General features: G+C 63.7%; 18 protein-coding genes. 14 read left to right on the top strand and 4 right to left on the bottom strand.

The genetic code is table 11. The features are described from left to right. Positions 1 to 18: 18 nt before the first annotated feature. The 3 genes from C7I36_RS02645 to C7I36_RS02635 all read right to left on the bottom strand — a co-directional run bounded on the left by C7I36_RS02645 (position 19) and on the right by C7I36_RS02635 (position 3,877). Positions 19 to 1,503 carry a sugar ABC transporter ATP-binding protein gene (locus tag C7I36_RS02645; RefSeq protein ID WP_106452188.1) on the bottom strand — a complete coding sequence of 495 codons (1,485 nt, stop codon included), beginning with the start codon at positions 1,501 to 1,503 and terminating at the stop codon, positions 19 to 21. 55 nt (positions 1,504 to 1,558) lie between these two features. Further along, positions 1,559 to 2,482: a sugar ABC transporter substrate-binding protein gene (locus C7I36_RS02640; protein ID WP_106452187.1), complete on the bottom strand. Its 924-nt coding sequence runs from the start codon at positions 2,480 to 2,482 to the stop codon at positions 1,559 to 1,561. Between the two features lie 387 nt (positions 2,483 to 2,869). Then, positions 2,870 to 3,877, bottom strand: a complete 1,008-nt coding sequence (locus tag C7I36_RS02635) for a LacI family DNA-binding transcriptional regulator (RefSeq protein ID WP_106452186.1) — start codon at positions 3,875 to 3,877, stop codon at positions 2,870 to 2,872. Between the two features lie 220 nt (positions 3,878 to 4,097). Here C7I36_RS02635 and iolG point away from each other — a divergent pair, with 220 nt between their 5' ends. From iolG to galU, 6 genes are all read left to right on the top strand, one after another. Further along, the gene (gene iolG, locus C7I36_RS02630) at positions 4,098 to 5,111 is read left to right on the top strand and encodes a bifunctional inositol 2-dehydrogenase/D-chiro-inositol 1-dehydrogenase (protein ID WP_106452185.1); all 1,014 of its coding nucleotides are present in this window, start codon (positions 4,098 to 4,100) and stop codon (positions 5,109 to 5,111) included. 19 nt (positions 5,112 to 5,130) lie between these two features. Continuing rightward, positions 5,131 to 5,949, top strand: coding sequence for a TIM barrel protein (locus C7I36_RS02625; RefSeq protein ID WP_106452184.1), 819 nt, complete (start codon positions 5,131 to 5,133; stop codon positions 5,947 to 5,949). Between the two features lie 153 nt (positions 5,950 to 6,102). Continuing rightward, on the top strand, positions 6,103 to 6,660 hold the full coding sequence (locus C7I36_RS02620) for a septation protein A (RefSeq protein ID WP_106452183.1): 558 nt from the start codon (positions 6,103 to 6,105) through the stop codon (positions 6,658 to 6,660). Further along, on the top strand, positions 6,660 to 6,959 hold the full coding sequence (locus C7I36_RS02615; RefSeq protein ID WP_106452182.1) for a YciI family protein: 300 nt from the start codon (positions 6,660 to 6,662) through the stop codon (positions 6,957 to 6,959). The genes C7I36_RS02620 and C7I36_RS02615 overlap by 1 nt, the downstream gene beginning before the upstream one ends. Before the next feature lie 345 nt (positions 6,960 to 7,304). Next, positions 7,305 to 7,592, top strand: a complete 288-nt coding sequence (locus tag C7I36_RS02610; RefSeq protein WP_106452181.1) for a ComEA family DNA-binding protein — start codon at positions 7,305 to 7,307, stop codon at positions 7,590 to 7,592. 84 nt (positions 7,593 to 7,676) lie between these two features. Then, the gene (gene galU, locus C7I36_RS02605) at positions 7,677 to 8,582 is read left to right on the top strand and encodes a UTP--glucose-1-phosphate uridylyltransferase GalU (protein ID WP_106452180.1); all 906 of its coding nucleotides are present in this window, start codon (positions 7,677 to 7,679) and stop codon (positions 8,580 to 8,582) included. Here galU and C7I36_RS02600 read toward each other — a convergent pair. Next, complete coding sequence (locus C7I36_RS02600) at positions 8,579 to 9,553, bottom strand: response regulator (protein WP_106452179.1); 975 nt, start codon at positions 9,551 to 9,553, stop codon at positions 8,579 to 8,581. The genes galU and C7I36_RS02600 overlap by 4 nt on opposite strands. A 135-nt stretch (positions 9,554 to 9,688) precedes the next feature. On the opposite strand from C7I36_RS02600, the gene C7I36_RS02595 reads away from it, so the two are divergent. The 8 genes from C7I36_RS02595 (at position 9,689) to C7I36_RS02560 (ending at position 19,718) form a co-directional block, all read left to right on the top strand. After that, positions 9,689 to 10,369 (top strand): DnaT-like ssDNA-binding domain-containing protein, encoded by a 681-nt coding sequence (locus tag C7I36_RS02595; protein ID WP_106452362.1) that lies wholly within the window; start codon positions 9,689 to 9,691, stop codon positions 10,367 to 10,369. Continuing rightward, positions 10,353 to 11,195, top strand: coding sequence for a DnaA ATPase domain-containing protein (locus C7I36_RS02590; RefSeq protein ID WP_106452178.1), 843 nt, complete (start codon positions 10,353 to 10,355; stop codon positions 11,193 to 11,195). Before C7I36_RS02595 ends, C7I36_RS02590 begins: the two co-directional genes overlap by 17 nt. An 81-nt stretch (positions 11,196 to 11,276) precedes the next feature. Then, complete coding sequence (locus C7I36_RS02585; RefSeq protein ID WP_106452177.1) at positions 11,277 to 14,072, top strand: HD domain-containing phosphohydrolase; 2,796 nt, start codon at positions 11,277 to 11,279, stop codon at positions 14,070 to 14,072. 69 nt (positions 14,073 to 14,141) lie between these two features. Further along, on the top strand, positions 14,142 to 15,773 hold the full coding sequence (locus tag C7I36_RS02580; RefSeq protein WP_219899587.1) for an ATP-binding protein: 1,632 nt from the start codon (positions 14,142 to 14,144) through the stop codon (positions 15,771 to 15,773). A 2-nt stretch (positions 15,774 to 15,775) separates the two neighbouring features. Then, positions 15,776 to 16,495, top strand: a complete 720-nt coding sequence (locus C7I36_RS02575) for a response regulator (RefSeq protein WP_106452176.1) — start codon at positions 15,776 to 15,778, stop codon at positions 16,493 to 16,495. Between the two features lie 120 nt (positions 16,496 to 16,615). Continuing rightward, the gene (locus C7I36_RS02570; protein ID WP_106452175.1) at positions 16,616 to 17,617 is read left to right on the top strand and encodes a tripartite tricarboxylate transporter substrate binding protein; all 1,002 of its coding nucleotides are present in this window, start codon (positions 16,616 to 16,618) and stop codon (positions 17,615 to 17,617) included. A gap of 52 nt (positions 17,618 to 17,669) precedes the next feature. Then, positions 17,670 to 18,152, top strand: a complete 483-nt coding sequence (locus tag C7I36_RS02565) for a tripartite tricarboxylate transporter TctB family protein (protein WP_106452174.1) — start codon at positions 17,670 to 17,672, stop codon at positions 18,150 to 18,152. A gap of 51 nt (positions 18,153 to 18,203) precedes the next feature. Continuing rightward, positions 18,204 to 19,718: a tripartite tricarboxylate transporter permease gene (locus C7I36_RS02560; protein ID WP_219899586.1), complete on the top strand. Its 1,515-nt coding sequence runs from the start codon at positions 18,204 to 18,206 to the stop codon at positions 19,716 to 19,718. The last annotated feature ends 196 nt before the right edge of the window (positions 19,719 to 19,914 follow it).

Below are 19,914 nucleotides of genomic sequence, written 5' to 3'. Positions count from 1 at the left end.
CCAAGTCCTTTTAACCGCTTATTCCGAGGCCAACTCGAGGATTTTTTCCTGAGTGGCGTCCGCTTTGTCCAGAATGCCGGTGATATGCCCCTCGTGCATCACCATCACCCGGTCGCTCATGCCCAGGATTTCCGGCAGTTCCGACGACACCATGATGATGGCCACGCCCCGGTTGGCGAGCTCGCTGATCAGCTTGTAGATTTCCGCCTTGGCACCGACGTCGATGCCCCGGGTCGGCTCGTCCAGGATCAGCAGCTTGGGCTGGGCCAGCAGCCAGCGGGCGATCAGCACTTTCTGCTGGTTGCCGCCGCTCAGGTTGTTGATGATCTGATCCATGGTCGGGGTCTTGATATTGAGTTTCTGGATCTGCTCCAGGCAGTCTCTGGCCATGTCCGAATGCCTGACGAAACCTTTGTTGTCGATGTATTTCGGCATCTTGACGATGCTCATGTTTTCCAGCACCGACAGCACCAGGAACAGGCCGGATTTCTTGCGATCCTCGGTGAGGAAGGCCAGCCCCAGGTCGATGGCCTGGGCGGGAGAGCCGATGCTCACCTCCTGCCCTTCCAGCACGATGCTGCCGCTGTCCGCCGGGTGTACTCCAAACAGGCTTTCCATCACCTCGCTGCGCCCGGCGCCGACCAGGCCGGCCACCCCCAGGATCTCGCCGCGCTTGAGGGAGAAGCTCACGTCGTGGAACTTGCCGGCGCGGCAGAGGTTGTTCACCGCCAGCACCTCTTCCCCGATATTGTCGTTGAACTTGGGGAACATCTGGGTCAGTTCGCGGCCCACCATTTTGGTGATCAGGCTCTGGCGGTCGAAATGGTCGGTCTTGTCCGAGCCGACGTAGGTGCCGTCCCGGAAAATGCTGATCTCGTCGGTGATTTCGAAAATTTCGTCCATCTTGTGGCTGATGTAGACGATGGACTTACCCTGCTCCTTGAGGTCGTTGATGATGCGGAACAGGTGGAATACCTCGCCTTCGGTCAGCGCCGAGGTCGGCTCGTCCATGATCACCACGTCCGCGTCGTAAGACACTGCCTTGGCGATTTCGATCATCTGCTGGGTGCCGATGCTCAGCTCGCCCACCAGTTCATCGGGTTTGACCTTGATGCTGAGCTGCTTGAGCAGTTTGTCGGTTTCCCGGTAGAGGATGTCGTGGTCGACGAAGGGGCCTTTCATCGGCTCGCGCCCCAACCAGATATTTTCCGCCACCGTCATGTGCGGCACCAGGTTCAGCTCCTGGTGGATCATGGAAATGCCGGAGTGCAGCGCGTCCATGGTATCGCGGAAGTTCATTGCCTTGCCTTTGACCTTGATGGTGCCGGTATCCGGGGTGTAGATGCCGATCAGGCACTTCATCAGGGTCGACTTGCCGGCGCCGTTTTCGCCCATCAGCGCGTGTACGCTGCCCGGGCGGATCTTCAGGGTGACGTTGTCCAGCGCCTTGACACCGGGGAAGCCTTTGCTGATGCCTTCGGCCTCGAGCACATATGGGTACATCTGATTACCTCCAAGACGTATCAAGGGGCCCGCCCCGCGGGCCCCGGTTGATGGCTTAGTTACGTCCAACGTATTCCTTGTAGTTTTCCGGGGTGACCAGCTCATAGGGGATCATGATGTTTTTCTCCACGGCTTCGCCCCTGGCCATCTTGTAGGCGGTATCGACAGCGACCTTGCCTTGGCCCTTGGCGTCCTGGAACACGGTCACGTCCATCATGCCCTTGTCCAGAAAGGCCAGGGCGTCGGGAGTAGCGTCCACCCCGCCAACAATCACGTCCTTCAGGCGGTTGGGGCCCAGGGCCATGATGGCGCCGATGGCCATTTCATCGTTGTTGGAGGCGATGGCATCGAACTCGTAGCCGGACAACAGCCAGTTATTGGTAGTGTCGATGCCTTCCTTGCGGGACCATTTACCGGTTTCCTTGGCGATGATCTTGATGTCCGGGTACTTGGCGGCAATTTCCTCTACCCCGCCGGTGCGGTCGCGGGTGGATTCGTCGGACAAATTGCCCATCAGGATGGCCACGTTGCCCTTGCCGCCCAGCTTGTCGGCGATGTATTCCATCTGCAGCCGGCCGGCCACCTTGGAATCGGAGCCCACATAGGCCATGTTCTCGGGCAGCTCGGCGTCGGGACGGCGGTTGACGAACACCAGCGGAATGCCGGCTTCATGGACCCGCTTAACGATGGGCGCCACCGCCTGGGTGTCCACCGGGTTGACGATGATGGCATCCAGCCCTTGGCTGATAAAGCTTTCCACCTGCTGCAGCTGCTGGACCACGTCCATCTTGGCATCCTCGAACTGGGTATCGACCCCTTCCAGCTCCGCCGCCTTCTCCTGCATGGCCTGGCGCAACAGGGTCAGGAAGTTGTCGTCGAACATCGCCATGGACACGCCGACCTTGATGTCATCGGCATAGGCGCCAAACGGCAGGGTGGCGGCCAGGGCGGAGGCAACAATCAGCTTTTTGAATTTCATGGTCTTACTCCTTGTCGGAACGCAGTATTTCAATCCTTGAGGCGGAACCGGCAAACGGCTGGCCGAATATGAAGGAACACGGACAACCTGCCCACCCAATTGAATATTTATTTCAAAACAAATGATGTTGGAATTTATGATTTTTGGCAAGCCACTTACGGGATTTCACTCCAAAAAATAACAATTTTTTGACATGGATCCTGTTATGGTGCCCCGGCCTGAACATCAGCTCGGGAATTTGCTTATTAAGTTCATAAAAATCAACTAATTAAAAACAAGGCAGGATTTAAGGGGAAAACCGGTGCCTCTGCCCCACCCGGGCTTTCGAAGACCCGGGGCGGAGCCGGACAGAATGAAATGTAAATTTCAATAGAGGAGAGCCGCAGCTCAGCCGCCGATGTTTTCGGGAGTGAACAGGGAGAAGTCGATACGCCCACCGGCGGCCGGCGCGATCTGCTCCAGATGACAGAGCAACAATTCCAGGGCGCGGAAGGCGTGCAGCCTGGGATTTTGATCCAGGGTCAGCTGCATCAGGCCGCGCCTCAGCAAGCTTTCTGTAGTGGCGTGGCGCTCATGGCCGATAAAGACGCAACGCCCGGCCAGGTCCCGGCGTGCCAGCAGGCGGGCGATGGTGCCGTTGCCGGGCCCGGTGTTGTACACCGCCACCACCCGCCCCTCGGCCAGCCGCTCGCGCACCAGGAATTCGATAAGGTCGTTCTGCTCCCGGCCCTCCAGCACCCGGGGCAACAAATGGGGCGCGGATTCCGCCAGCCGCTCCCGGCAGCCGCGCATCCGCTCCCGGTGCACCAGCACCTCCAGCGGGCCGCACACCACCAGTACCTCGCCGGGATCCCGGCACCACTGGCCCAGCAGCCAGCCGGCGGTGCGCCCGGCGGCGTATTGATCGATGCCCACATGGGCCAGGGGCGCCGTGCCCGGCAGCTCGGTGACCAGGGTGATCACCGGCACTCCCTGGTCGGTGGCGGCGTTCACCGCCGCCACCACCGCAGGGTGATCCGAGCCGAACAGGATGATGCCGTCACGACGGGCGGCGGCCTCGCCCAGTTTCTTCGCCAGCAGGTCAGGCTCCCGCTCGCCCACAAAGGTGCGGTGCAGCACCAGGCGCCGCTTGCCCAGGGTGTCGGCCGCCTGCATAAAGCTCTTGCTCAGCTGTTTGAAGAAATAGGTGTCGCTGTCGCTCAGGAACACCTCTATATGGCGCAGCCGGCGCCATTCGTCGGGCAACACCCGTTTCAGCCCCAGCTCCCGGGCGATACGGATCACTCGCTCGGCGGTGTCCGGCGACACATTGCCCCGCTCGTTCAACACCCGATCCACCGTGGCTTCCCCCACCCCGGCCCGCCTGGCGACCTCCGCCAGCGTGATCTTCTTCATGTTTCTTCACTCCAGATCCCAACATCAAGCCAGTATAGCCCCGCATGATGGTTTTCCATCATCACGCCTTTGGCGTTTTTGCCCCGCCACTGCCTATAGTGATGCCCATGAAACATAAATTCCAACAAGCCGGTAACATCGAACAATGCTGGCCTGTGGGAAGCAGACCGCTGAGCGTCGGCGCCAGGCCGACGAGACGACCTTGATCTGGAGGAAAAACATGACAATCAGAATTGGTGTTATCGGTACCGGCGCCATCGGTGCAGACCACGCCCGCCGCATTACCCAGACCCTGTCCGGCGGCCGGGTGGTGGCGGTGAATGACGTCAACCGGGCCCAGGCCGAGGCGGTGGTGGCACGACTGGGGCTGGATGCCAAGGTCTACGACAACGGCCACGAGCTGATCCAGGCCGACGACGTGGACGCCGTGCTGGTCACCTCCTGGGGTCCCACCCACGAGGAGTTTGTATTGTCCGCCATCGCGGCCGGCAAGTACGTGTTCTGCGAGAAACCCCTGGCCACCACCGCCCGGGGCTGCCTCAATATCGTCGAGGCCGAAGTGGCCGCCGGCAAGCGCCTGGTGCAGGTAGGCTTTATGCGCCCCTACGACAAGGGCTACCAGCTGTTGAAACAGGCCATCGACGCCGGCCGGATCGGCGAGCCGCTGATGGTGCATTGCGCCCACCGCAACCCGACGGTGCCCGACAGCTATGTCACCAGCATGGCCATCGTCGACACCGCCATCCACGAGCTGGACGTGCTGCGCTGGCTGCTGGACGACGACTACAAGACGGTGCAGGTGGTGTATCCCAAGCGTACCCGCCACCGTTTCGAGCACCTGGCCGATCCGCAGATAGTGCTGATTGAAACCCGGAAGGGCGTACGCATCGATCTGGAAATCTTCGTCAACTGCCAGTACGGCTACGACATCCAGTGCTCGGTGGTGGGCGAAACCGGTGTCGCCAACCTGCCCGAGCCCCAGAGCCTGCTGCTGCGCACCGAGGCCAAACTGGCCACCAACATCCTCACCGACTGGAAACAGCGCTTTATCGACGCATACGACATCGAGCTGCAGGACTTTATCAAGGGCATTGAACAGCAGCAGCTGTCCGGCCCCACCGCCTGGGACGGCTATGCCGCCGCCGTGGCCGCCGATGCCTGCGTGTTGGCCCAGGAAAGTGGCCAGATTGAACCCGTGGTGATGGCCGAGCGCCCCACCTTTTATAACAAGTGATGTACGGAGCCGAACCAAGATGTCCCGACTGACCCCGACTTTCTCCCTGAACCATATGACGGCGCCCAGGCTGAGCGCCTTCGAACTGCTCGACACCGCCAGGGCCCTGGGCCTGAAGGCGGTAGAACTGCGCAACGACGTGGCCGACAACAGCATCAGCGAGCTGGACCACGCCCGCGCCATCGGCGCCCGGGCCCGAGAGCTCGGCATCGAGATCCTGAGCATCAACGCCCTCTATCCGTTCAACGTCTGGAACCCGGAGCGCGCCGCCCAGGCCGAAAGGCTGGCCGAACTGGCCGCCGCCTGCGGCGCCACCGGCCTGGTGCTGTGCCCGCTCAACGACGGCAGCTTCCAGGGCTCGGATGCCGCCAGCCTGGAGCAGGCCCTGCGCGGCCTCCAGCCGATACTGGAACAGCACGGCCTCAAGGGTTTCGTGGAGCCGCTGGGCTTTCCCGTTTCCTCCCTGCGGCTGAAGAAAAACGCCGTGGCCGCCATCCAGGCGGTGGGCGGCGAGGGCCGTTTCGCCCTGGTGCATGACACCTTCCACCACAGGGTGGCGGGCGAAACCGAGTTCTTCCCCGAGTTCACCGGCCTGGTGCACATCTCCGGGGTGGAAGACACCGCCATCGGCTATGAGCAGATGCTGGACGCCCACCGGGTGCTGGTCGGCCCCGCGGATCGGCTGGACAATATCGGCCAGATCCGCACCCTGCTCCAGACCGGCTACCGGGGCTACTTCTCCTTCGAGCCCTTCGCCAGGGAAGTGTGCGAGCTGGACCAGCCCCTGCCGGCGGTGCGGGCCAGCATGGACTTTATCGCCGAAGGCGTGCAGGGCTAAGTCCCCGCTCCCTCTCGTCGTCTCCCCATAAGCAAAGAGCCCCGGTTCCGCATCGGACCGGGGCCCTTTTGTATTGAATAAATGGCGGACGACTTTGCCTGCGGCCAGCCATGGGGGTAAACTGGGCCCACATTCGCAGTACGGGTCATTCCTATGAAGCAATTCGCCGAGTTCATCCCGCTTATCATCTTCTTCGTGGTGTACAAGACGGTCGACATCTATGCCGCCACCGGCGCCCTGATGGCCGCCACCTGTGTGCAGATGCTGGTACAGTGGCTCCGGCACAAACGGCTTGAAAAAATGCACCTCGTCACCCTGGTGCTGGTGCTGTTCTTCGGCGGGCTGACCATGTTCTTCCAGGATGACGCCTTCATCAAATGGAAGGTGACCGCTGTCAACGCCCTGTTCGCCGTCGGCCTGCTGGTCAGCCGCTACGGTTTCGGCAAGAACCTGATCAAGCAGATGCTGGGCAAGGAAATGCCCCTGCCGGATGCCATCTGGGACAGGGCCAACCTGGCCTGGGTGGGCTTTTTCGCCTTCTGCGGCGCCCTCAACGTCTATGTGGCCTTTTACCTGTCCCAGGAATTCTGGGTCAATTTCAAGGTGTTCGGCCTGCTCGGCCTGACCCTGGCCTTCACCTTCGCCACCGCCTTTTACCTCTATCGCCAATTGCCGCCACAGGACGGCACCAAACAAGAAGGACAACCCTGATGTGGTACGTGATTTTCAGTGAAGATGTTCCCAACAGCCTGCCCATGCGCAAGGAAACCCGCCCGGCCCACCTGGCCCGACTGCAGGCCCTGGCCGAGGAAGGCCGGCTGCTGGTGGCCGGCCCCAACCCGGCCATCGACGCCGAAGACCCTGCCGAGGCCGGCTTTACCGGCAGCACGGTGATCGCCGAGTTCGACTCGCTGGACGCCGCCCGGGCCTGGGCCGATGCCGATCCCTATAACGCCGCCGGTGTCTACGCCTCGGTCATCGTCAAGCCCTTCAGGAAAGTCCTGCCCTGAATGCCAAAAACCGGCCCCGGGCCGGTTTTTTATTATCCCCCGAGATGAGAACGCCGGAGCACCAGGGCGCCAGATAGCATGACGGCGGCTCCAGCGCCCCTATCGCCAGTATGTCGTTCTCGCAGAACAGGGCTGCTATCCGCGCCTCTCTCGGAGTGGTATCCAGGTTGCGGAGCAGACCATCAGCCGTTGAGCCAGTCTATCCGGCAAGCCGGTTTTTCGCCGGCTTGCCGCCGCATGAAAAGATGATTTTTTGACCACACCGGTTGCTTAATTCTTCTCCTTCGACAAACCTTGATAGGTCCAATGGACAAAAAACCACCAACCCAAGGAAGGAGTCAAGAGATGTATAAAACCCTCTCCTCTGCCCTGCTGGCCGCCATGCTGGCCCTGGGCAGCCCGCTCATGGCCAACGAAGCCACCGGTGAAGATACGGTCGTAACCAGCATCAACATCAACACCGCGGGTCCGGAGCAACTGGCCCAGCTGACCGGCATAGGGCCGGCCAAGGCTGCGGCCATCGTAGAGTACCGGGAAACCAACGGACCCTTCGCCACTATCGACGACCTCGCCAAGGTCAAAGGCATCGGCGAGTCCACGGTAGAGAAAAACCGTCATTTGCTGAGTCACTGACGGACGACAAACGCCTCTCCCGGCATGGTCGGGAGAGGCGTCATTGGTTATCATGGCATTCCGTTTACTTTCCGGTTTTCCCCGATGCCATCCCAAACAGTGATTCGCAAGGCGGTCATCCCCGTCGCCGGTCTCGGCACCCGCATGCTGCCCGCCACCAAGGCCATTCCCAAGGAAATGCTGCCTGTGGTCGACAAGCCCCTGATCCAGTATGTGGTCAACGAGGCGGTGCAGGCCGGGATCAAGGAAATCGTGCTGGTGACCCACGCCAGCAAGAACTCCATCGAAAACCACTTCGATACCAGTTTCGAGCTGGAGGCCACCCTGGAAAAACGGGTCAAGCGCCAGTTGCTGAGCGAAGTACAGAACATCTGCCCGCCCGACGTCACCATCATGCACGTGCGCCAGGGCGAGGCCAAGGGGCTGGGCCATGCCATCCTCTGCGCCCAGCCACTGGTGGGTGATGCCCCCTTTGCCATACTGCTGCCGGATGTGCTGATCGACGATGCCGCCTGCCGGCTGCAACAGCACAACCTGGCCGCCATGATCCGCGCCTTCGCCGACAACGGGCACAGCCAGATCCTGGTGGAGCCGGTGGCCGCAGAGCTGGTCGATCAGTTCGGCATCGTCGACATCGGCGGCCAGCCCCTGTCCCAGGGCGCCTCGGCTCCCATCCATGCCATGGTGGAAAAGCCATCCCGGGAGGAAGCCCCTTCCCGGCTGGCGGTAGTGGGCCGCTATGTGCTGTCCGCCGCCATCTGGCCGCTGCTCAGGAAAACTCCGCTCGGCAAGGGTAATGAAATCCAGCTGACCGACACCATCGCCATGCTGATGGAGCAGGAAACGGTCGATGCCCATCACATTACCGGCAAAAGCCACGACTGCGGCAGCAAGCTCGGCTACCTGATGGCCAATGTGGAATACGGATTGCGCCACCGGGAACTGGGTGACGATTTTCGCCGCTACCTGGAGGGGCTGGAGCCGCGCTAGCCCGGCAAGGGGCTGGCGGTCACCTCGATTTCGCCGCCAAAACCGCCCCTCAGGCTCAGCCGCAGGGGAAAGCTGCACCTTTGTCGGTGGGGGCAGGCCACCAGCTGGCCACCGCCGAGCGGGCCGGCATTGCACAAATCCAGCCAGTCGCAACCGGCCATGCCCCCGTTGGCCGCTTCCAGAGTGCCGAGGCCGGCATTGAGCCGCACCAGCACCAGGTTCACCCTGGCGTCCAGGCCCGCATCCAGGATCAGCTGATTGATGTATTCCAGGGTACGGGCCGGACTGAGCAGGGGGCTGTCCGGATTGTCGCGATGGCGGCGCAGGGGTTCATGGAGCAAAAAAGCCACCAGCGTCATCATCACCGGGGTATCGCTGTGCAGGGGATCGAACTCCGCCACCAGCAGCAACAGATCCTGCTCCAGGCGAAGGTATTCGGTCAGCACCCAGGGAGAATTCTGCCGGCAACTGAGCCGCCAGCCATCGAGCAGCCGCTCCGGCTGCTGCCGCCACCCCTGAACCAGCCGGGTGGCCGCCACGTCCCGGCGGCGGTAAAACGCCAGGTGCCCGGCCAGTTCCGCCAGCTCGGCCGCGGGCTGCGGGCACAGGCAGGCGGCAATGGCATGCTCCACCACCTTCCAGTTGCGCACTGGCTTGATCAGGTAGTCCTCTGCCCCCGCGCGCAAGGCCCTCGCCACGTCGGCCATTTTTTGCAGCCCGGAAACGGCGATCACCGGCAGCCAGGGATAACGTCGCTTGAGCTCGCCAATCAGCTCCTGCCCTGCCGGCGCCGGCAGCAACAGCTCGCTCAGCACCAGATCGGGGCGGTATTGTTCGGCCAGCAGCAGGCCTTCGGCGCCATTGTCGGCTTCCAGCACCCGCGCCCCCCACAGCTCCAGGTAGGCGACCATAAGCTGGCGGAATACGGGATCATCCTCTATTAGCAAGACTTTTGGGGAGCCGTCGAACATGTACGGGCCTGGTGATAATGACAACATATGTTGAGCCTAGCCGATTTCCGCCACAGTGAAAGGCCCGTCGCCAACGGCTGTATTCTGCCGGCGCTTTGTTGGATAATGCCCGCATCACGCAACCACGATGGCTTTATGACTCCGGCAGAATACCAGGCGCTGACCTCTCCCCAACTCTCCCATCCGGCCCGCAGCCTTTACCTGCTCTACCTGAGGCAGCAGGCCAGGGGCGAACTGACCCAGCCGCTCGACTACCCGGGCCTGGGCAAGGCGCTGGCGGTGCAGGGCGAGGGGCATTACCGCTACCGGGTCACGCCGGCGGAGCTGACCGCCCTGGTGGACGAACTGTGCCGGGCCGGCCTGCTCAGCCTGCACGACAGGCCCCACCCCCAGCATTATCACGGCGCCCGTTTCCGGCTGGCGCTGAAACAGCTGGCGGGCCTGGCCCCCCTGCCCTCCCGCCAGTTCGCCATGCACCCCGAATGGCGCCCCGACGACCAGTTCGACGGCCTGGCGCGGCTGTGCGGCCTGCTCGACAGCCACTTCGACGAAACCGAACTGGGCGAGTTTATCGCCTACTGGCTGGGCCGGCCGGAAGTCTTCGAGAACCAGCACCAGTGGATGCTCAAGTTTGTGCGCAAACTCAAAAACCAGCGCAGCCTGCGCCGGACGCCGGAGCCCGGCGAGCCGGCCGGCTATCAGCAGGGGCCGCCCGCCGCCGCCGCCGGCCCGAGCAAAAGGGCCAGGGAAATGATGGCGGAGGCGCGCCGCCTGCAGCAACAATGCCAGGGGAGCAGCGATGAAAAAGACACCTGAAGAAATGGCCGCCGAACTGGCCGACATCGCCCGCCGCCGGCGCCAGCAGCAACGACAGGAACCCGCCCCGGTGGCCGCCGACGGCCAGGTGCGGGACATACTGCAACGACTGCGGCGGCTGCGGGCCGGCGGCCAACTGCCCCAGTACGACTACAACAGCCTGCGCCGCCAGTATGAACAGCAGGCCAACGAGGAAGTGCGCCAGCTGCAGCAGCGGGCACGGATACAGCGTACCGAACGCCTGCTGGCCCAGGCGGATCTCAATCCGGACTGGACCTTCGCCAACATGGACCGGCAGGATCCGGCCCTGGCCGAACATATCGACACCGCCCACCATTTCATCAACGCCTTTGATCACTGGGGCACCAAGGGCGGCGCCGCCATTCTGCTCTACGGCGACTTCGGCACCGGCAAGTCCACCCTGGCCGGCGCCATTGCCCACGAGCTGATCCGCCAGCATCAAAAATCGGTGATCTTCCAGCAATGGGCCTCGGTGGTGGACCGGCTGTTCTTCGGGGTCATTGAAGATCAGGAAAGCCGCAACCAGTATCGCCGGGCGCTGGAAGAGGTGGATTTGCTGATCCTCGACGAAGTGGCCGCCAACCGCAGCCGGCTGGCGGAAAGCCAGTCCAGCTTCCTCGGCCACTTGCTGCGCCGGCGCCGCAACCTGTCTAAAAGCGTGATTATCATTACCAACCACGATCCCCAGGCGCTGCACCGGGCAGTGGGCGACTTCTGCTTTGAGGCCATCAAGGCCTTCCATCCGGTCGACATCGCCCTGCGCGGCCCCAGCCGCCGGCCGGACATCGGCGACTATCGCAGCTGAAGGGACGGCCGGACCCGATTCGGCCCCCAACTCCGTCCATGCCGTCTACGCTTATGGCAGTCCCGCACACGGAACGCCGCCATGCCCCTGCCGTTGTCCCGCTTCAGCCTCAGGCTCTACATCAGTTGCCTGTTCACCGTCATCATCGTCCTGCTCGGCCTGCTGCTGATCTACGCCCAGCACCGCCAGCACAGTGATTTTTTGCTGCAGGACAGCGAACGCCGCCTCCACCACCTGGAGCAGACACTTGGCCAGCGGCTGGTGCATAACCTGCACGGCATCGACACCGGCCTGGCACTGATGCGCGCCAGCAGTATCAACCTGGCCGGGGCCGAATCATCGCCGGATCGCTGGTGGCCGCTGATGCGGACCCTGCTCGATGCCAATCCCCAGGCCATCTCCTTTTACCTGGGCGAAGCCGACGGCCGGGGGTTGTTTTTCCGGGCCATGCGTACCCGGGCCATGCGCGACTTTTTCAAGGCTCCAACCGGCGCCGACTGGGTGATGGACATCACCCACCCCTCGGCGCCGGTGCGTCGTGTTTACCTTGGCCGGGACGGCCAGCCCCTGTCGTCGGTCCTGGTCGACGAGAGCCGCTTCGACGCCCGTACCCGGCCCTGGTTCCATACCGCCCTGATGCGCGCCGGCACCGCCATAACACCGCCCTATTCCTTTTACTTTCTGCGCCAGCCCGGGCTTACCCTGTCCCTGGCGGACCGGGAGCAGGGCCGGGTATTCGCCGCCGACCTGCTGCTCAGCGACCTGGCCGCGCTGCTCGGGCGGGACCGGCCGGACGCCAGGACGCTGCTGCTGCAGGCGCCCGAATTCCGTATTCTGGCCAGCAACCTGGAGCACCCGCCGACCGAGGACGGCACCGGTATGCCGCCCCTGTCGACCCTGGAGGGCTTTGCCCCCCTGCTGGAACGCAATGCCGCCACCTGGCAGGCCAGGGTGGACGGCCGCCGCTGGCTGGGCCAGCAAACCCGGGTCCAGTTGCCGGGGCTGGATTTGCGGCTGGTCACCCTGGTGCCCTACCAGAGCCTGATGGCCGAGGCGCTGGCCTTCAGCCGCAACCAGATCCTGCTTACCCTGGCCTTAATCCTGCTCACCCTGCCGGTAGTGATTTGGGCTTCCCGCGCCATTTCCCGGCCCCTGTTGAAGATGGCCCAGGCCATGGGCAGCATCCAGGAGTTCGACTTCGACTACCGTCCCGGGCAGCACCTGTACAAGGAGCTGGCGATGCTGGACGGCGCCCTGCGGCTGACCTGCGACACCCTGTCGAGCTTTACCCGGGAACTGCATCAACTGGCCCGCAGCCGGGATTTCAACGACATGCTGGAACAGGTCAGCCGGGGCATAGTGCGCCTGGGCGGCGGCCGGCGCTGCCTGATCTACCGGGCCCGTCGCCAGGATGGTCGGATACGGCTGGCACTCTGGCAAAACGGCGCCCGCCAGCAGCTGGAACTGGCCGCCGACACACCGCCGGAGGAGATCGCCGGGCAACTGCTGGCCGGACTGGACGGCCACGGTCTGCGCTTCGAACTGCCCTGGCTGCTCTACGACCGCTTCGGCGAACTCAACGGCGCCATCATACTGGGCCTGAGCTACGGCGCACCGCCCCTGTCCGACGGCAAGCGGCGCTTTATCGAGCACTACGGCGAGTTCGCCAACCTGGCTCTGGAAGACATGTCGCTGTTCGAGCAGCAAAAACAGATGACCGAATCGGTGGTGCAGGTGATCGCCTCGGCCATCGACGCCAAGTCCCCCTACACCAGCGGCCACTGCCAGCGGGTGCCGGAGCTGACCCTGATGCTGGCCCGCGCCGCCAGCGAGGCCGATACCGGTCCCCTGGCCGGGTTCCGGCTCGACGAGGGCCAGTGGGAGGCGCTGCGCATGGCCGCCTGGCTGCACGACTGCGGCAAGGTGGTGACGCCGGAGCACGTGATCGACAAGGCCACCAAGCTGGAAACCCTGTACAACCGGCTGCACGAGATCCGCATGCGTTTTGAAGTGCTCAAGCGGGATGCCGACATCGACTACTGGCGAGCCCTGGCCGGCGGCGGCGATGCCCGTCGCCTGGCTCCCCGCCGGCACCGCCGCCAGCGTCGGCTGGATCAGGACTTTGCCTTTATCGCCGCCCTCAATCTGAGCCAGGAGTCGCTCGGCGACGAACAACTGGCGCGCCTGGAGCGCATCGCCCGGGAGCGCTGGCTGCGCACCCTGGACGATACCCTGGGGTTGTCGTGGGAAGAAGCGGAACGTCGTGGCCCGGGCGGACCGCTGCCGGTATGGGAGCCGCTGCTGGCGGATCATCCCTGGCATCGCATCCCCTACCCGCCGGCCCAGCGGATCACCGCCGACAATCCCTGGGGTATCACCCTGGCCCAGCCGGCGCTGCGGCTCAACCTGGGCGAGTGCTACAACCTGGCGACCCGGCGCGGCACCCTGACGGCGGAAGAACGCTACACCATACAGGCCCATATGGTGCATACCCTGATCATGCTCAGCCAGCTGTCCTATCCCCGCCACCTGAGCGAAGTACCGCTGCTGGCGGCCAGCCATCACGAACGGATGGATGGCGGCGGCTATCCCAGGGGTGTCCCTGCCGGCGACTTGCCCCTGACCGCGCGGATGATGGCCCTGGCCGATGTGTTCGAGGCCCTGACCGCCGCCGACCGCCCCTATAAGGAAGCCAAGACGGTGAGCCAGTCCCTGGCCATCATGGCCACCATGGTCAGGGAGCGGCACCTGGATCCGGAGCTGTTTCGCTTTTTTATCGAACGGCGGCTCTACCTGGACTACGGCCGGCGCTTCCTGGCACCGGCGCAACTGGACGAGGTGGATGCTCAACGGCTGCTGGCCGAGGCCGGCCTCTAGCCATTGACGCTGGATTTGGCCCGGCCTGGGGCGATACACTGGTGGCCAGCCTTTTGCGGAGTCGCCCCCTTGCCGAAACCATACCGCTGGTTCGCCCCCCTGCCTTTTCGCACCCAGGTGCAGCTGCTGGTGGGTGCCCTGGTCGCGGCCACCCTGCTGGTGCAGGGGGCCTACCTCAACCATCGTCAAAGCCAGATCATCAGCGAGCAGATTGGTCTGCGCGCGCTCGGCGTGGCCCGCACCGTGGCCCAGATGCCGGCCCTGGTGGCGGCGTTCGACAGCCCGGATCCGGCAGCCCTGATCCAGCCCCTGGCCGAGCGCATCCGCCTTGAAACCGGTGCCCGCTATGTGGTGGTGGGCGATCACCGGGGGATCCGGCTGGCTCACCCCCTGCCCGAGCGGCTGGGCCTGCCGATGGTGGGCGGCGACAACGACAGGGCCCTGCTCGGCGGCGAGTCCTATATCTCGGAGGCGGAGGGCTCGCTGGGCGAGGCCATCCGCGGCAAAGCGCCGGTGCGCGATACCGACGGCAACATCATTGGCATAGTGTCGGTCGGTTTTATGCTGGAGAAGGTGGACCTCGACATCGACAACCACCTCGCCCTGGGCTGGAGCCTGATTGGCCTGATGGTACTGCTTGGCCTCGCCGGCGCCTGGTGGCTGGCCCAGCACCTGAAAAGAGTGATCCTGGGGCTGGAGCCCCACGAAATCGCCCGCCTGGTGATGGAGAAGGACGCCATACTGCAGTCCATCCACGAGGGCATAGTGGCGGTCAACCGGGAGGGGCAGATCACCCTGCTCAACCAGGCCGCCCGCCGTTTCCTCGATCTGCCGCCCCAGGTGGCGGCGGTGGGCCGGCCGGTGCAGGAGCTGGTGCCCAACTCCCGGATGCGGGAGGTGCTGTCCAGCGGCGAGCGGCAGTTCGACCAGGAAATGTGGGTGGGCAACCATCCGGTGGTAGTCAACCGGGTCCCTATCATCCACGAGGGCCGGGTGGAAGGTGCCGTCGCCACCTTTCGCAGCCGCCAGGAGATCCGCGAGCTGTCGCTGGCACTGAATGCAGTCAACCGGGACCGGGACGCCCTGCGGGTGCAGGCCCACGAATTCTCCAACAAGCTGTACACCATCTCCGGCCTGCTGCAATTGAACAAGCCCCAGCAGGCGCTGGCCCTGATCAACCAGGAAACGGCCAGGGAGCAGGCCCGGCTGGCCACGGTGCTGGAACAGATTGCCGATCCCCTGGTGGGCGGCATCCTGCTCGGCAAGCTGGCCGATGCCGAGCAACAAGGCGTACAGCTGGACATCGTCGAACACAGCGCCCTGCACACCCCCCTGAGCCCGGGCGGCCAGCAGGCCCTGCTCAGCGTACTCGGCAACCTGCTCAATAACGCCGTGGATGCCGCCCTGCACAGCCGGGAAGGCAACCCCAGGGTAAGGCTGTTCTTTACCGATCTCGGGGAACAGCTGCTGTTCGAGGTGGAGGACAACGGCCCGGGTGTGGAGCCGGCGCTGCTGGAGCAGATTTTTCAGGACGGCTTCACCACCAAGGCCGGCCAGCACAGGGGCATCGGCCTGGCGCTGGTGCGCCAGCTCTGCCTGGAGCACGGCGGCGACGTCAGTCTCGAAGACGGCGATCTGGGCGGAGCCTGTTTTATCGTCACCCTGGCCAAGGCCTCGGTGACCGCCAGGGAGGAAGAATAACCATGAATCAGCCCCATGGGGTCCTGATCGTCGAGGACGATTTTCGCATCAGCGACATCAACCGCCAGTTCGTGGAACACAGCCCAGGCTTCAGGGTGCTTGGCGAAGCCAGGACCCGTGCCGAGGCGCTGGCCTTTCTCGCCGGGCGGGGCGAAGAAGTCAGCCTGATCCTGCTCGACGCCTACATCCCCGATGCTACCGGGCTTGAACTGCTGTGGGAAATCCGCCGGCTTTACCGCCATATCGACATTGTCATGGTCACCGCCGCCCGGGAAGTGGACACCATACAGGAAGCCCTGCGCGGCGGCGTATTCGACTACCTGATCAAACCCACCCAGCAAGAACGCATGGCCCACATGCTCGACCGCTTCCTGCGGGAGCGATCCTGGCTCGAACAAAAGCAGGAAATCAGCCAGGAAGAGCTGGACCAGGCACTCAACCGCCGGCCCGCAGGCCGCCCGCAACCGGCGCCAGCCCCGGCGGGGGCCCTGCCCAAGGGCATCGACAAACTCACCCTGGATACGGTCATCGCCACCCTGGTCCAGGCCCGGCGGCCGCAAACCGCGGTGGAACTGGCCCAGGCCATCGGTGCCAGCCGCTCCACCGCCCGCCGTTATCTGGAGTTCCTGGTTTCCCGGGGCGAGGCCTGCGCCGAGCAGGCCTACGGCGAGGTCGGCCGGCCCGAGCGGCGCTACCGCCTGAGCCCTGACGCCGGCCCGTGAACAATATGCACAAAATCACCTTAATGCCGTTTTTTTTCCTTATGCCCCAAAACTTGTTCCGGTAACACTCCCGCCTTTATCTTTCACAGGACATTAACAAGGACGATAAAGGAGAACCTCATGTTCAACGCCCTGCGCAAACCCTTCAAACGCCTTGGCCTGGCCGCCCTGCCGCTGCTGGCCCTCGGTGCCCAGGCAGAGGTCCAGGCCCAGGACTGGCAACCCACCCGCCCCGTGGAGTTTATCGCTCCCGCCAACCCCGGCGGTGGCTGGGATACCCTGGTGCGTACCGCCGGCATGGTGATCCAGACCGAAAAACTGGCCCCCCAGAACTTCGCCGCCATCAACGTGCCCGGCGGCGGTGGTGCCGTGGCCTGGGCCCAGATTGCCCGCGACGCCAAAAACGACCACAAGCTGTTCGCCACCAGCCCGCCCATCATACTGGTGCCCCTGGCCGGCACTTCGCGGTTCAGCCACAAGGATTTCACCCCCATCGCCAAGCTGAACACCGATTACGCCATCATTCTGGTGCGCAAGGATTCGCCCTATCAGGACATCAATGACCTGTTCGCCGCGATGAAGGCCAACCCCGGCCTGAGCGTGGGCGGCGGCTCTGCCGCCGGCTCCATGGACCACATAGCCATCGCCGGGGCCGCCGCCGAGGCCGGCCTGGAAGCGCGCAATGTCAACTACATCGCCTTTTCCGGCGGCGGTGAGGCCATGGTCAGCCTGATGGGCAACCATGTGGAAGCGGTGATCAGCGGGGCCGGCGAGTCGGCGGGCCAGCTGGAAGGCGGCGAGCTGCGCGCCCTGGCGGTGTCGTCTCCCGAGCGCCTGGGCGGCGTCCTGGCCGGCGTGCCCACCTTCAAGGAGCAGGGCGTCGACTACACCTTCGACATCTGGCGCGGCGTCATGGGTCCGAAAAACATGTCCCCCGAGGCCCGGGCCTACTACGAGGATCTGTTTTCCCGCATGGTACAGACCGATGCCTGGAAACAGGCCAGCGAACAGCTGGGCTGGATAGACGCCTATCAGGATGGCGAGGCCTTCGGTGCCTTCCTGGACACCCAGCTTGACCAGTTCAGCACCATACTGGGCGACCTGGGCCTGCTGCGGCGCTAATGGACGGCGGTGACGGAGGCGACTCCGTCACCCTTAAAGCACAGGTATTGTTATGAACAAGCTCAACATCAACCAGAAAATCGGCATCATCCTGGCCCTGGTGTCCCTCGGCTATTTGTGGATGGCGTTCCAGATCCCCGGATTTTCCCTGCCCCGTCCCGTCGACTCGGACACCTTTCCCAAGGTGCTGGGCGGCGCCCTGCTGATCCTGTCCATCCTGCTGTTCCTCGAGGCTCCCGCCCACCGGGAGCAGGACGAGGAAGACAGCCCGGCGGCCGGCGACGATACGCTCTGGACCAGCCCGCGCATGCGGGTGGCGGTGACCTCGGCGGCCATTGTCGGCTACGCCTTCGCCCTGCAGCCGGTGGGCTTTGTGGTCACCTCCATCCTGCTGTGCTGCGGCCTGGCCTACTACTACGGTTACCGTAACCACAAGGTCAACCTGCTGGCTTCGGGCGGCGTGGTGCTGGCGCTCTATGTCATGATGAGTTACGTGATGGACGTCTACCTGCCAACCGGCATACTGCCGTTCTAGGCCTCGCCCACCGACTTACCTTTATTCAGGAATAATCAAAGGTTTACCACTATGATGGATGCATTCAACAGCCTGCTGTACGGCTTTAGCGTGGCCCTGGACCCGATGAACATCGCCTATGTGTTCGTCGGTGTATTCGCCGGCACCATTATCGGCATGCTGCCCGGCCTCGGTCCCATCAGCGCCCTGGCGCTGATGATCCCCATCACCTTCAGCATGGATCCCGCCTCGGGCCTGATCCTGATGTCCGGGGTGTACTACGGCGCCATCTTCGGCGGCTCCACCTCCTCCATCCTGCTCAACGCGCCGGGCGTGGCCGGCACCGTGGCCACCTCTTTCGATGGCTACCCCATGGCCAGGAAAGGCATGGCGGGCAAGGCCCTGGCCATCGCCGCCTATGCCTCCTTCATCGGCGGCACAGTGTCGGTGATCGGCCTGATGCTGATCGCTCCCCTGCTGTCCAAGGTGGCGGTGAGTTTTGGCCCGGCCGAATATTTCGCCCTCATGCTGCTCGGCCTGACCGCCGTGGTCAGCCTGTCCGACAAGTCCCTGGTCAAGGGGCTGATCGCCGCCGTGGTGGGCATGATGATCTCCATCGTCGGTATCGATCTGCAGACCGGTACCGAGCGCTACACCTTCGGCAGCCTGGAACTGCTCGACGGCATCGACTTCCTGGTGGTGGCCCTGGGCGTGTTCGCCCTGGCGGAAGTGTTCTACATGCTGCTCAAGGGCGGCGGCGGCAAAGAGCAGCCGCGAAACAACATCGGCTCGCTCAAGCTGAGCAAGGCCGAAGTCAAGGAGATCGCCGGCCCCATTGGCCGTAACTCGGTACTCGGCTTTTTCATTGGTGTACTGCCCGGCGCCGGCGCCACCGTCGCCTCCTTCCTCGGCTACAGTCTGGAAAAACGCCTGGCCAAGGACGGCGATACCTTCGGCAAGGGCAATATCAAGGGCGTGGCCGGTCCCGAGTCGGCCAACAACGCCGCCTGCGGCGGCTCCTTCGTCCCCCTGCTGACCCTGGGTGTACCCGGCTCCGGCTCCACCGCCGTGCTGCTCGGAGCCCTGCTGGTGATGGGCGTGACCCCGGGCCCCATGATGCTGGAGCAGCGTCCGGACGTGTTCTGGGGCGTGATCGCCAGTATGTATGTGGGCAACATCTTCCTGCTGGTGCTGAACCTGCCGCTCATTCCCTACATCGCCCGGCTGCTGGACATGCCCAAGCCACTGCTGCTGGCAATGATCCTGATCTTCTGCATGATCGGCGTCTATGGCCTGAGCTTCAACGTGTTCGACCTGCTGCTGTTGCTCGGCTTCGGCCTGATCGGCCTCGTTATGAAGCTGTATGGCTTTCCCACAGCCCCGCTGATCCTGGCCTTGATCCTCGGCGCCATCATGGAAGAGTCCATGCGCCGTGCCCTGCAGATCTCCGGCGGCGACTGGATGACCTTTGTCGACAAACCCATTTCCATGTGGCTGCTGGTACTGGCCGCCCTGTCGCTGTTCGCTCCGCTGTTGAAAAAGATCGTGCGCCGGCTGATGGCCTCGGGCAAGACCAAGCTGGCCTGAACGGATCACAGCCCTTAATCAAAAAAGCGCCGACCGGCGCTTTTTTGTTTTGCCGATCTTGTATCGACCATCGAGTAGGGTGAGGCGTTACCGCCTCATCCCTCTCACAGAACCGTACATACGGGCCACGTATACGGCTCATGCCATTAACTTACCCCGAACTCGGGGACAGTGATGCCGGTTTTGACCTTCGCAA

The organism is Zobellella taiwanensis (genome assembly GCF_003012795.1).
In the GTDB taxonomy this organism is placed as follows: Bacteria; Pseudomonadota; Gammaproteobacteria; order Enterobacterales; family Aeromonadaceae; genus Oceanimonas; species Oceanimonas taiwanensis.
The sequence above is the reverse complement of the archived record's forward strand: the minus strand, read 5'-3'. Positions and strand labels throughout refer to the sequence as shown.